The organism is Cardiobacterium sp. Marseille-Q4385 (genome assembly GCF_916618745.1).
GTDB lineage: Bacteria > Pseudomonadota > Gammaproteobacteria > Cardiobacteriales > Cardiobacteriaceae > Cardiobacterium.
On sequence record NZ_OU745373.1, the window covers coordinates 621,752 to 635,170 of the forward strand.

The window sequence follows — 13,419 nt, forward strand, 5'->3', positions numbered from 1 at the left end:
TCCTTGTTTGGGGTATTCAGTTAACGCTGGTTTTTTTCAGCCATTGCCACAGGCCGGTCGCGGCCATGAGGCTGAGGACGGTATGCTGGGCGGCGCCCTGCGGCTGGGCGGTGAGCCACAGGGTAACGGCGGCAATCAGCAGCAAGGTGCCGGCGATAAGGCGAGGGTTGCCGCTTGCGCCTCTGGTGCGCGGGCTGGGCGGCTGGTCGAGTTGTTGTTGCAGGACACGGCTTGCGAGCAGCGGCAGTTGCGGCAGGGCTTTGGCGTATTCGTGGGCGTGGTAGCGCATTTGTTTGATGACGGCGCGCGGGCCGATCTGGGTTTTCATCCAGGCTTCGAGGACCGGTTTGGCGGTCGTCCACAGATCAAGTTCGGGGTAGAGGCGGCGGCCCAGGCCTTCGACGTTGAAGAAGGTTTTTTGCAGGAGGACGAGCTGCGGCTGGATGTGCATGTTGAAGCGGCGCGCGGTCTGGAAGAGGCTGATGAGGAAGGTGCCGAAGGAGATTTCTTTGATGGGTTTGCCGAAGATGGGTTCGCTGACTTTGCGGATGGCGGCTTCGAAGTCGGTCACGCGGGTATCGCCTGGCACCCAGCCGGACTCGACGTGCAGTTCCGCGACGCGGCGGTAGTCGCGGTTGAAGAAGGCGAGGAAGTTTTCGGCGAGGTAGTGCTGGTCTTCGGGGGTGAGCGAACCCATGATGCCGAAGTCGATGGCGCAGTAGCGCGGCGTTTCGGGGTTAGTGGTGTCCACGAAGATGTTGCCGGGGTGCATGTCGGCGTGGAAGAAGCTGTCGCGGAAGACTTGGGTAAAGAAGATTTCCACGCCGCGCTCGGCGAGGACTTTCATGTTGGTGTGGGCGGCGTGGATGGCTTCCTGGTCGGCAATATTGGTGGCGTAGATGCGTTCCATCGTCAGGATGTTTTTGCGGCAGTAGCGCCAGTGGATTTCCGGGACGTAGAGCAGCGGTGAGTCGGTGAAGTTGGCGCGCAGCTGGCTGGCGTTGGCCGCTTCAAACATGAGGTCAAGCTCGTTCGCCATGGTGTTTTCGAATTCGCGCACGACTTCGACCGGACGCAGGCGGCGGCCTTCGCCGGTGCAGCTGGCAAGCCGCGCCAGTTGGTACATCAGCGCAATATCGGCAGCGACGGCTTTTTCCACGCCGGGGCGCAGCACTTTGATGATGACGTTTTCGCCACTGTGCAGGGTGGCGGTGTGGACTTGCGCGACGGAAGCGGAGGCGAGCGCGGTTTCGTCGAAGTCGGCGAAGTGGTTTTCCAGCGGCTCACCCAGGGCGGTTTCGATGATGCGGCGCGCTTCATCGCCAGGGAAGGGCGGAACCTGGTCTTGCAGTTTGCTCAGTTCTTCGAGCAGGTCGGGACTGAGCAGGTCGGGGCGGGTGGAGAGGGTCTGGCCGAGTTTGACGAAGATGGGGCCGAGGTCTTGCAGGGCGAGACGCAGGCGTTTGCCGAGGGTGGCGTGTTCGGCGGCATCGCGGTAATAAGCAGGATGCAGACGGGCAGCAAGACGCAGCCAGCGGAAGATGCCTTCGTCCGGCAGGTATTCGTGCAGGCGGTAGCGGATGAGGACACGGGCGATGTGGTAGCTGCGGCGGGCGGATGCGAGCATCAGCGGGTTTCCTTGGCGAGACGGGTTTCGAGGCGGTCGATACGGCTGATGAGCGCGGCGAGGCGGTCAGCGAAAGCGGCGGCATCGGTGCGTGTGGCGCAGCCGTGATTTTCGAGGTAGTCACGCAATTTTGCTTCGCAGGCGGCTTTGGCGCTTGTCCCCATGCTTTGCAGGCGGCGCAGGGCGTCGGCAAGCAGGCTGCCGAAGTCGTCGCCGAAGCGGGCGCGCAGTACGGCGGCGTAGTCGGGGGCAAGTTCGCCCATGACGCGCTGGAACTGTTGCGCGGTGTGAAGGTCGCCTTCGATATGCAGTTTGCCGCGCGGGGTGTCGCTGGGCGTGTGTTTGAAGAGTTGCAGATAGCCGGCGAGGTCGCCGCTGAGGCGCACGTCGCAGAGGGTGGCGTGGTCGTCGGAAAGGCGGACGGCACCGTCTTCGATTTCGGCAATCCACGGGGTATCTCGGCCGTTCAGGTCGATGCTGATGCGGCGACCATTCAGCGCCGCCAGTTTGTCGCGCGCCGCCGGATCAAGGCGCAGCGCGCCGTTGATGAGTTGTTCGACCAAAAGGCGCGCGTCGAGGTAGTTTTCAAGCATGGGGTTTTTTGCCTTTGTGGATGGCGACGATGCCGTTGCTGAGATTCTGGTATTCGCAGTTTTCGAGGCCTGCTGCCGCAAACATTGCTTTCAGTTCTTCTTGCGGCGGGTGCATGCGGATGGATTCGGCGAGGTACTGGTAGCTGTCGCGGTCACGGGCGATGAGTTCGCCCATTTTTGGCAGGAAGGTGAAGCTGTACCAGTCGTAGAAGCGGCTGACGACGGGGTTCTTTGGCCGCGAGAATTCGAGGACGAGGACGCGACCGCCCGGTTTGAGCACGCGCGCGATTTCCGATAAGGCTTTGTCCTGATGGGTGACGTTGCGCAGGCCGAAGGACATGGTGATGAGGTCGAAGCTGTTATCCGGGAAGGGCAGCGCTTCGACGTTGGCGATGACAAATTCGAGGTTTTTCAGCCAGCCCTTGTTGGTCAGGCGTTCTTCGCCGATTTTCAGCATGGAGGCGTTGATGTCGGATGACACCAGCCGTCCTTCGATGTCGCCGTCTTTACCGCGCATCCGTTTCGCGAGACGCAGGGTGATGTCGCCGGTACCGGCAGCGAGGTCGAGGACGTGTTCGCCCGGCTTGACTTCGGTCTGCCAGATGTACCAGTTCTTCCACATACGGTGGACGCCGGCGCTCATCACGTCGTTCATCAAATCGTATTTGGTGGCGACGGAATCGAACACGTCGGCGACGCGGCCTTCCTTTTCCTCGCTGTTGATGGTTTCGTAGCCGAAGTGGGTTTGCTCTTTCTCTGTCATCGTGTATCTCGTGTTTTGCCTTGAGCGGCAAGCGCCTGTTCATAGCGCTGCCAGTAATCATCTGCGTTGACCGCAAGGTCGTGTAACGTGTCCCAGGTGTAAATGCCGCTGAAATGGCCGTCGCTGAAATACAGGCGCACGGCATAACTGCCAACCGGTTCGACGCGGCGGATCAGCACATTGCGCCGCCCGGCAACCAGCGTCCACGCACCACCGTGCCCGCGCACCTCGGCAGACGGCGAGCAGACGCGCAAAAATTCGGCGGAAAGCGGGTAAGCGGTGCCGGCAAAGGAGACGGTCAACGTCGCGCCGCCTTTGGCCAGTCGCAATTCATCGGGAACCATATTCATCAAACAAACGCAGGACTTCATCGTGGTGGCGGATGGTGCGCCAGGCGCGCGCCGCCAAATCGGGGCTTATCATACCGTAACCCGGCAGAATCAGGGTAAGACAGCCTGCCGTGGTCGCGGCTTCCACGCCCGGCGGCGAGTCCTCGACCACCAGCAGATTGGCGGGATCAACGCCTAACGCTTCCGCCGCACGCACATACGGCTCCGGGTCAGGTTTCGGGTTCACCACATCCTCATAAGTAATGACGTGAGTAAAACAGGCGAACAACTCAGGACGACTGCTGCGGGCAAAATCGCGCTCGACATTGCGGCGGAAATCGCCTGTGACCAACGCCAGCGGCACACCGCGCGCGTGCAGAGCAGCAATCAGCGTATCCACGCCCGGCATGAACGGCGCGCCCTCGTCGGCAAAAATCTCATCGCGCAGCGCGAACCAGTGTGCGATGAAATCATCGAGCGACATCGCCTGCCCCAGCGCCTCGTTCAGCACCTGCAAATACACCTGCGGCGGCTTGCCGACCAATTCCTCAAACAGTTCCGGCCGGATCGGCAGGCGCTCGCGCACAATCAGCTCACGGAAAGCACGATAAATCAGGCGTTCCGTGTCGAAAATGACGCCATCCTTATCCAGCGCGATCGCCTTAATCACCGGCTTCATGACAAAAACTCCCACACCTCATCGTGATGACGGATCACGCGCAACACCGCCTGCGCCGTCGCAGCAGGCGGGGCAGCATCAGCGGCGAACAGCAGCGTCGGGCACCCCGCTGCCAGCGCCGCCTGCACACCCACCGCCGAATCCTCTACCGCCAACATCCGCGCCGTATCCACGCCCAAATAAGCAGCGGCGCGCAAATACGGCTCGGCATCCGGCTTGGTCTTCGCGACATTACCAGCGGTGATGACCACCGAAAAACACTGCAACAATTCCGGCTTGGCACTGCGCTGAAAATCGGCCAGCACATTCTCCTCATCATCCGCCGACACCAGCGCCAGCGGATAACCCTCGGCATAAAGCCGCTCAATTAATGCATCCGCACCAGGCATAAAGGGCACACCGTGCGCCTCAATGATGGCGTCACGTCGCGCAAACCAATCGGCAAAAAACACCTTCATATCCACCGTATCGCCCAGCGCCGCCTGCAAAATTGCGGCCGTCGCGGTGCTGCTCTCGCCGCTGCACCGTGCCGCCAGCGCTTCCGGTTCGGGATACGGCTTGGACAGGGCACGCAACGTCGAGAGTAACGCGTCGGCATAAATGCGCTCAGAATCGAAAGTAACGCCGTCCTTGTCGAGGGCAACGGCAGCGATAGGCAAAGCAGACATTGAAGGCTCCGGGTGGTGGATGAAGACAGGCATTGTAGCGCGCGACGGGGCTGATTTTCTGCCGCTTGGCAGCGAACCGCATCGCGTCAAATACAAGCACATTCAATAACGCATGTCACAAAAAAGCCCCGTAAGGGGGCTTTTCTTATGTATGGCAACTTTTAATCTGTTACGGCTCTATTGCTTTTTCAGTTCTTTCAAACTGCCATCCAAATTAAACAGAGCACGGTATTGAGCGCGCGGACTGTCTATATCTGGAGTAATCCATTGCAATTCCTGATTATCGACCAACAGTTTGAAGAGGATAAAATCAGGTTCGGTTTTTTTCGCCTCCACTTCTTTGGCTTTATCGTGCCAATTTTGGGCAACAATAGCCACGGTGGCGAATTTGATTTTATCCAGCGGGAAAACATTGTCTTTCATATTGCCACCGCCCGTAATTTGCACCGGCTGCGGCTCGCCCCATTGACCATTTTGATAAATATAGTGGTCTATATTGTCGGGCTTTTCGGGGTCTTGTATATCGACTTCAATTTTTGGGTGTCCGCCACCGTGAAATTCTATGCTTTGAAAAATATTGAGTGGTTTTCCGCCAAATTGGGGCAGGGATTTGAGAGTATCTTCCGCAGCTTGCAAAGCTTGGGTATCGCTTAAAAAGTTGTTTTGACTTTCAGTCTGCTGCTTGCTGTCGGTTGCCGCGATGGCGTTCTGATTTTGCGCCTGCTCTTCTTTTTTCGGCGCAGGTGCTTTGCTACCACCATCGCAGGCACTCAACCCGAACGCTGCCGACAGACACAGCAACCACAATACGGAATGTTTTGAATTCATATCGAACTCCTTGGTTGGAAAAACATAAAGATGAGGACAGGAATGGTAAATGATTTTTTAAAAACGGTAAATAAAGTAAACGAAATGTCGCCTGAACAACATGGGGGGAATATTTAAAGCGGACTTTCAGCCCGTCGCAAACCCAAAAACCATCCTGCTTGGCGACGTGTCCTGTGGTTTCGCCGCTTGGCGACGTGTCCTGTGGTTTCGCCGCTTGGCGACGTGTCCTGTGGTTTCGCCGCTTGGCGACGTGTCCTGTGGTTTCGCCGCTTGGCGACGTGTCCTGTGGTTTCGCCGCTTGGCGACGTGTCCTGTGGTTTCGCCGCTTGGCGACGTGTCCTGTGGTTTCGCCGCTTGGCGACGTGTCCTGTGGTTTCGCCGCTTGGCGACGTGTCCTGTGGTTTCGCCGCTTGGCGACGTGTCCTGTGGTTTCGCCGCTTGGCGACGTGTCCTGTGGTTTCGCCGCTTGGCGACGTGTCCTGTGGTTTCGCCGCTTGGCGACGTGTCCTGTGGTTTCGCCGCTTGGCGACGTGTCCTGTGGTTTCGCCGCTTGGCGACGTGTCCTGTGGTTTCGCCGCTTGGCGACGTGTCCTGTGGTTTCGCCGCTTGGCGACGTGTCCTGTGGTTTCGCCGCTTGGCGACGTGTCCTGTGGTTTCGCCGCTTGGCGACGTGTCCTGTGGTTTCGCCGCGTGGCGACGTGTCCTGTGGTTTCGCCGCTTGGCGGCGTGTCCTGTGGTTTCGCCGCTTGGCGACGTGTCCTGTGGTTCCGCCGCTTGGCGACGTGTCCTGTGGTTTCGCCGCTTGGCGACGTGTCCTGTGGTTTCGCCGCTTGGCGACGTGTCCTGTGGTTTCGCCGCTTGGCGACGTGTCCTGTGGTTTCGCCGCTTGGCGACGTGTCCTGTGGTTTCGCCGCTTGGCGACGTGTCCTGTGGTTTCGCCGCTTGGCGACGTGTCCTGTGGTTTCGCCGCTTGGCGACGTGTCCTGTGGTTTCGCCGCTTGGCGACGTGTCCTGTGGTTTCGCCGCTTGGCGACGTGTCCTGTGGTTTCGCCGCTTGGCGACGTGTCCTGTGGTTTCGCCGCTTGGCGACGTGTCCTGTGGTTTCGCCGCTTGGCGACGTGTCCTGTGGTTTCGCCGCTTGGCGACGTGTCCTGTGGTTTCGCCGCTTGGCGACGTGTCCTGTGGTTTCGCCAAAAAATCCGGCGCTCACGCGCCGGATTTTTTGTATCTGCCATCAAACGGCAGATACCACCTTGCAATGGCGGTCCTTTTTTCGGGGTTCGGTATCAGATGGGTAAATCGCGGCGTTCTGTGCGGCGCGGTTGTGCTGCGCGGGCAGCGAGGTAGGCGGCAAGGTATTCGTCCATGTTCTGGCTGGTTTCTACGGCAGCGCGGAAGGTCAGGCGGGCGGCAACGGCGTTCAGGTCGAAGTACCAGTACAGCGGCATCAGCGGGTTGATGAATTGTTCGCTGCCACGGGTGCGTGCGCTGCTGTGGTGGTCACCGAAGGCGCCACGCATGGCGCTGGCGATGGCGTTGTTGATGATGCTTTTGTGGCTCGGCAGGCGTTCGTTGAGGGTGTGGATGAGGTCAAGGTAGGCGGCGCCTTCGGGCATTTCCGCGCTCAGGCTGTGGCTGCCGAGGTAAGCGCCAAGCGCGGTGAGGTCGGCAATGTTGTGCAGCAGTGGGTAGTGATCCAGGCCTTGTTCGATGCCGAAGGCGTTGACGCTGAGGTAAGCAGCCGGGTAGTCCGCGCCTGCGGCGGCAATGACGGACAGGGAGTCTTCGACAAGGGTACCGACACCGGTTTCGTCGCCGCGCATGAGGCTGTCCGTGCCGCCGTCCACGAGGATGAGGGTATCCAGCCGGTGTTCTTCGCGCAGGTAGCGGTAGGCGGCACGCAGCGGCTGTACGCCGAGGCGGTTGCTGTAGGCGTAAATCTGCGGTGCAGTTTCGCCTTGTTGTTTAAGCCAGTCGTAGAGGTGTTTTTCGGGAAAGTACGGCATCGGCGCGGGGGTGTCGTCGATGCGGTAGCAGCCTGGGCTGGGTTGGGCGCAGTCGGTAAAGTCAAGTTGGGTGAAGGACAGGTTGGCAAAGACGACGGCCTTTCCTTGCGCGCGCAGGTAGTGCCAGAGCGGAATGGCACTGGCGACGTCGTATCCGCCACCGCAGCCGGCAAGCAGGACACTGCGGCTGTGAGCAAGGCGGCTGAAGATGGGAAGTTGCATTTGTATTCAGGGCGGGGTGTTGCCCCGCCCTGCCCTCGTCTGTGGTGTTATCGCTTCGCTTTTTTCCGATCGTTTTCGGTGAGCAGTTTTTTGCGGATGCGCACGGATTTGGGCGTAACTTCGACGAGTTCGTCGTCGTCGATAAATTCCAGCGCCTGTTCGAGGGTGTTGCGGATCGGCGGGGTGAGGATGAGGTTTTCGTCCGAGCCCGCCGCGCGGATGTTGGTCAGTTGTTTGGCTTTGAGCGGGTTGACGGTGAGGTCGTTGTCGCGGCTGTGGATGCCGATCACCATGCCTTCGTACACTTCGTCGCCGTGGCCGATGAAGAGGCGGCCACGGTCTTGCAGGTTAAAGAGCGCGTAGGCCAGCGCTTTGCCGGTCGCCATCGAGATGAGTACGCCGTTGTGCCGTGTTTTGCCCAGGCCTTCTTTTTTTGGCGCGTAGTGGTCGAAGGTCTGGAATTTGAGGCCGCTGCCGGAGGTGAGGGTCATGAATTCGGTCTGGAAGCCGATGAGGCCACGCGTCGGGATGAGGTATTCGAGGCGGATGCGGCCTTTGCCGTCCGGCACCATGTTGCGCAGTTCACCTTTGCGCTCGCCCATGCGCTCCATCACCGCGCCCTGGTGTTGTTCGTCAAGGTCAAGGACGACGAATTCGTAGGGTTCGTGGGTTTCGCCGTCGATTTCTTTGTAGATGACTTCGGGACGCGAGACGCCGAGTTCGTAGCCTTCGCGGCGCATGGTTTCGATGAGCACGGAGAGGTGCAGCTCGCCCCGGCCGCTGACTTTGAATTTGTCGGGGTCGTCCATTTCTTCGACGCGCAGGGCGACGTTGTGGATGAGTTCGCGCTCCAGGCGTTCTTTGATTTGCCGGCTGGTGACGAATTTGCCTTCGCGTCCGGCGAAGGGGGAGTTGTTGACCTGGAAGGTCATGCTCATGGTCGGTTCGTCCACGGAGAGGTGCGGCAGGGCTTCAACGTGGTTCGGGTCGCAGAGGGTGTCGGAGATGTAGAGCGGGTCAATGCCGGTAAAGGAGATGATGTCGCCGGCGGCGGCGCTGTCGACTTCGACTTTTTCCAGGCCGAGGAATTTGTAGATTTGCAGGACGCGGCCGTTACGCACGTCGCCATCGCGACCGATGATTTTGACCTGGGTGTTGCCGCTGATGCTGCCGCGCTCGATGCGGCCGATGCCGATGACGCCGGTGTAGCTGGAGTAGTCGAGTGAGGAGACTTGCATGCGGAAGGGTTTGTCGCGTTCGACTTGCGGCGGTTTGACGTGGTTGACGATGGCTTCGAAGAGCGGCGTCATGTCGCCGCTGCGGATGTCAGGGTTGTCGCCGGCGTAGCCGTTCAGGCCGGAGGCGTAGATGATAGGGAAGTCGAGTTGTTCGTCGGTGGCGCCGAGGCGGTCGAAGAGGTCGAAGGTTTCGTTCAGCACCCAGTCGGCCCGCGCGCCGGGGCGGTCGATTTTGTTGATGACGACGATGGGGTTCAGCCCCATGTCGAAGGCTTTTTGGGTGACGAAACGGGTTTGCGGCATAGGGCCGTCCATGGCGTCCACCAGGAGGAGGACGCTGTCCACCATGGAGAGGACGCGTTCGACTTCGCCGCCGAAGTCGGCGTGTCCGGGGGTATCTACGATGTTGATTTGGTAGTCTTTCCAGCGGATAGCGGTGTTTTTCGCCATGATGGTGATGCCACGTTCGCGTTCGAGGTCCATGGAGTCCATCATGCGTTCGTAGACTTCGGCGCGCTCGGCAAGGGTGTCGGATTGGCGGAAGAGTTGGTCAACGAGGGTGGTTTTGCCGTGGTCAACGTGGGCGACGATGGCGATGTTGCGGATTTTGTTTACGTCTTGGATATCAGTCACGGGGTTCTCGGTTGGTTTGTGTTTTTGTTGCATAAAGAACGCCGCTGGTGCGGCGTCTTCTTGGGTTGGCAATTATAGCGCTTCATGGTAAGCATGGGTTGTCCCGCTTGCCGTCAGGCTTTGAGTTTTTCTTGCAGCAGGGCGTTGACGGTTTTCGGATTCGCCTGTCCCTGCGAGCGTTTCAGCACTTGTCCGGTGAGGAAGCCGAGCATTTTGCCCTGTCCAGCGCGGTAGGCAGCGACTTGTTCAGGGTGCGCGGCGATGACTTCGTCCACCCAGGCAGCGATTTGTCCGTCGTCATTCACTTGGCGCAGGCCTTGCGCGTCAATCAGTTCGTCCGCCGTGGCATCACCCGCCCACAGTTGCGGCAGCAGTTTTTTCGCAGCAGAGGCGGAGATGGTGTTGTCCTGTACGCGTTGCAACAGGCCGGCGAAGCGTTCAACGGTAAGCGGGATATCTTTGATGCTGCCCGCGAGTTCGTTGTACAGCCGCGCGAACTCGCCCTGCATCCAGTTCGCCGCCAGCTTGCCGTCACCACAGGCAGCGCTCAGCGTATCGTAATAATCGGCCATGTCGCGCGTTTGCAGGATGAACTGGATGGCGTCCGCATCCAGGCCGTAATCCTTCTGGTAGCGCGCCGCCCGCGCCTGCGGCAGCTCCGGCAGCATGGCGCGCGTTTCTTCAATCCACTCCGGTGTAAGGTCCAGCGGCAGCAGGTCGGGATCGGGGAAGTAGCGGTAGTCATTGGCTTCCTCTTTGCTGCGCATGGTGCGGGTTTCCATGCGATCGGGATCGAACAGGCGGGTTTCCTGCTCGACGGTTTTGCCGCTGTCCATAAGATCGCTCTGCCGCTCGATTTCCAGGTTAATCGCCTGCTCAACGAAGCGGAAGGAGTTGATGTTTTTCAGCTCAACGCGCGGATTGAGGTCATTGCTGCCCGCGACGCGGATGGATACGTTGGCATCACAACGGAAAGATCCTTCCTGCATGTTGCCGTCGCTGATGCCGAGATAACGCACGAGGTGGTGTAGCTGGCGCATATAAGCCACTGCTTCCGCCGCCGAACGCAAATCCGGCTCGGAAACCAGCTCAATCAACGGCACGCCGGCGCGGTTAAGGTCGATACCGGTGCGGTCGGAAAAGGCATCGTGTACAGACTTACCCGCGTCTTCTTCCAGCTGGCCGCGATTGATGCGCACTTTGCGTACGCCGTCTGCTGTTTCCACCGTCACCACACCGCCACGAATGATGGCGTCATCTAACTGGCTGATTTGATAGCCTTTCGGCAGGTCAGGGTAAAAATAATTCTTGCGCATGAAGAAGGCGTGCGGATTGATTTCCGCGCCAATTGCCAACCCGAACAGTGTCGCAAAACGCACCGCCTGCGCGTTCAAGACCGGCAGCACGCCCGGATAACCCAGATCGATTTCATTGACGTGAGCATTGGGCTCCGCACCGAATGCGGCGGAAGAAGGAGAAAAGAGCTTGCTGGCAGTCGCCAATTGAATATGCAATTCCAGACCAATCACGGGTTCATAGCGCATGGATATATCCTCAAAAGAAAGCCCCACCTAGGTGGGGCGAAGTGGTATGGAAAGTGTAAATGCCGCTTATCTATTTGGCAAGTTGGAGAACTTGTCGTTATCCACCAAGCGCTTATCAACAATACGCGGGGTAACGAAGATCAGCATTTCGCTCTTGTTGAAGGTGCGTGAGTTTTTCTTGAAGGCATTACCAATGACTGGGATATCACCCAAAAGCGGAACTTTATCGGTAGAAGCTTTTTGCGTTTGTTTATAAACACCGCCCAAGACTATCGTCTCACCGTTATCCACCAAGACATTGGTTTTCACGCCACTTATATTCTTGGAAAATTGAGTTTGTCCCGCAACGGAAACGTTATTACCCAGCTCATCATTGTTGATGTTCAATTCCATATCGACCATGTTATTCGGCGCGATACGTGGGGTAACATTCAGACGTAGAGAAGCTGATACAGTTTCCAAGTTATTAGTACCATCTTCATCTTTAGTGATGATCGGCACTTCAGTACCAGACCATACTTCGGCAACAGCACCATCTTGGGTGACAACGCGCGGGCTGGAGAGGATTTCTACACGCCCTTCAGTTTGCAGCGCAGAGAGTTCCAAATCCACCAAGAAATCGCCACTTAGAATGGAAAGACCATAGCTAGCAGGGTTTCCTGAACCTGCGGTCACCGGCATATTGACACCCAAGCGGTTAGACAAATCCGGTATAGTTCTCGGTGTAGTTCCATTTATCGTATCAACAGCAAATTGTGTCGTCGCCTCGTTTTTACCACTACCCACAACCAAACTGTTGCTATTAGGGTTAACGAAGGACACACCGAAGCGAGCGCCCAAATCACGGGCATAGTTATCTTCAGTAAGCACAATCCGGGAATCAATCAACACCTGTTTAACCGGTTTATCCAATTCAGCAACGAGCTCACGTACGGCTTGGATTTTTTCCGGAATATCATTAACAATAAGGGTATTAGTCCTTTCATCCACTGATACTGAACCACGATCAGAGAGAATAGAATCTACCGTATTATTATATGAGGTTCCACTCGTAGAAGAACCTGTATTTTTCTTAGCTTCTTCTATGAGTTTCTTAAGATCTACAGCACGCGCGAATTGCACTTGGATGCGATCAATACGCGTAGGCGTCAAATCCCTTTTCTCTTTGAGCGTTGAGAGAACTTTCAGCTCAGAATCTCTTAATTCGTCCAAGGTAGCAACATAGATGACACCACCACTTTCGCGTTTATCCAGTCCTTTGGTTTTCAGAATAATATCCAGCGCTTGATCCCAAGGTACATTATCCAAACGCAAAGTGATATTGCCAGTCACACCGTCACTCACCACAATATTGTTTTTGGTGAATTCCGAGATAATTTGTAAGACAGCACGCACTTCAATGTCCTGGAAGTTCAGGGATAACGGCTCGCCTCGATATTGCTTACCACTGCCAAAGCCCAGTAGTTCCTGCACTTTACGATCTTGGGCACTTTGCGCCGGTTTTCTGATTTCAATCGTATAAGCCGTGCCGCTTTGGTAGTTTACGAATTCATAGGCGTTACCGCCCATATCCAAGGTGATCTTGGCGCCACGACCGGCTCTTTGAATCGTTGCCGTATTGACAGGCGTGCTGTAATCGCGAACATCCAGTTGCTTTTGTTCATTATTAGCTATGCTGATACCCGGAATCTCAGCAACAACACGATTGCCATCTTTACGAAGATTAACAACTGTATCGGGAGAAGGAAGATTGAATGTAAACTGGGCACCGTTACCATTCCCCAACTTATTGAATTTAGGAGCAAGTGCAGTAACCGTATTAACCCCTCGGCCAACAGTCGCCGTGCCAGCACCAACCTGTCTATTAACAGCTCCTCGGAATCCACCGGTAGCATTATTATTGGCAGGTTTTGCTACCCGCCCGGTATTGGCAGCCACACTGACGACAACATCCTGCCCTTGCAGGCTAACGTTATACGTTGTCGGTGCGGACAGATTAATAACGGCACGCGTACGTCCTTGTCCCGGTATAACTTCAACGTTATAAATACCATTTTGCGCAACATCGACACCACGAGTTCTCATACTAGAAGTCGTATTAGGAAAATCCAGCACAATAGAGGAATCTGTATTAAAGGCTTGTGGTTTAACGCCGGCATTTTTGAATATTACCTGATATCCACCAGCACCGCTACCATGTTCTACGCCGCTAATGCTAGCTGCATACAGACTTGAGGAAAGCAACAATAAGCTACCGGTAAAAATGTGTTTCATATCCATAACCTCTAA

Annotated in this window: 11 protein-coding genes; all 11 read right to left on the reverse strand. The window is 57.1% G+C overall.

Going from position 1 to position 13,419, the window contains the following annotated elements; translation table 11 throughout:
* Positions 1-16: 16 nt before the first annotated feature.
* The 11 genes from ubiB to pilQ all read right to left on the reverse strand — a co-directional run bounded on the left by ubiB (position 17) and on the right by pilQ (position 13,404).
* Positions 17-1,627: a ubiquinone biosynthesis regulatory protein kinase UbiB gene (gene ubiB, locus LG374_RS03010; RefSeq protein WP_225756327.1), complete on the reverse strand. Its 1,611-nt coding sequence runs from the start codon at positions 1,625-1,627 to the stop codon at positions 17-19.
* Complete coding sequence (locus LG374_RS03015; RefSeq protein WP_225756328.1) at positions 1,627-2,220, reverse strand: SCP2 domain-containing protein; 594 nt, start codon at positions 2,218-2,220, stop codon at positions 1,627-1,629. The genes ubiB and LG374_RS03015 overlap by 1 nt, the downstream gene beginning before the upstream one ends.
* Positions 2,213-2,983 carry a bifunctional demethylmenaquinone methyltransferase/2-methoxy-6-polyprenyl-1,4-benzoquinol methylase UbiE gene (gene ubiE, locus LG374_RS03020; RefSeq protein WP_225756329.1) on the reverse strand — a complete coding sequence of 257 codons (771 nt, stop codon included), beginning with the start codon at positions 2,981-2,983 and terminating at the stop codon, positions 2,213-2,215. Before ubiE ends, LG374_RS03015 begins: the two co-directional genes overlap by 8 nt.
* The gene (locus tag LG374_RS03025; RefSeq protein WP_040389240.1) at positions 2,980-3,333 is read right to left on the reverse strand and encodes a gamma-butyrobetaine hydroxylase-like domain-containing protein; all 354 of its coding nucleotides are present in this window, start codon (positions 3,331-3,333) and stop codon (positions 2,980-2,982) included. Before LG374_RS03025 ends, ubiE begins: the two co-directional genes overlap by 4 nt.
* A complete protein-coding gene (locus LG374_RS03030; RefSeq protein WP_225756330.1) occupies positions 3,314-3,991 on the reverse strand; it encodes an HAD family phosphatase in 678 nt (225 codons plus the stop codon). Before LG374_RS03030 ends, LG374_RS03025 begins: the two co-directional genes overlap by 20 nt.
* The gene (locus tag LG374_RS03035) at positions 3,988-4,659 is read right to left on the reverse strand and encodes an HAD family phosphatase (RefSeq protein WP_225756331.1); all 672 of its coding nucleotides are present in this window, start codon (positions 4,657-4,659) and stop codon (positions 3,988-3,990) included. The genes LG374_RS03030 and LG374_RS03035 overlap by 4 nt, the downstream gene beginning before the upstream one ends.
* Positions 4,660-4,836: 177 nt before the next feature.
* Positions 4,837-5,487 carry a hypothetical protein gene (locus LG374_RS03040; RefSeq protein WP_225756332.1) on the reverse strand — a complete coding sequence of 217 codons (651 nt, stop codon included), beginning with the start codon at positions 5,485-5,487 and terminating at the stop codon, positions 4,837-4,839.
* Between the two features lie 1,286 nt (positions 5,488-6,773).
* Positions 6,774-7,715 (reverse strand): DUF1152 domain-containing protein, encoded by a 942-nt coding sequence (locus LG374_RS03045; protein WP_225756333.1) that lies wholly within the window; start codon positions 7,713-7,715, stop codon positions 6,774-6,776.
* Positions 7,716-7,762: 47 nt separating this feature from the next.
* Complete coding sequence (gene typA, locus LG374_RS03050; RefSeq protein ID WP_298046186.1) at positions 7,763-9,586, reverse strand: translational GTPase TypA; 1,824 nt, start codon at positions 9,584-9,586, stop codon at positions 7,763-7,765.
* A gap of 113 nt (positions 9,587-9,699) precedes the next feature.
* Positions 9,700-11,130, reverse strand: a complete 1,431-nt coding sequence (gene gatB, locus LG374_RS03055; protein WP_225756334.1) for an Asp-tRNA(Asn)/Glu-tRNA(Gln) amidotransferase subunit GatB — start codon at positions 11,128-11,130, stop codon at positions 9,700-9,702.
* A 66-nt stretch (positions 11,131-11,196) separates the two neighbouring features.
* Positions 11,197-13,404 (reverse strand): type IV pilus secretin PilQ, encoded by a 2,208-nt coding sequence (gene pilQ, locus LG374_RS03060; protein WP_225756335.1) that lies wholly within the window; start codon positions 13,402-13,404, stop codon positions 11,197-11,199.
* Positions 13,405-13,419 lie beyond the last annotated feature (15 nt).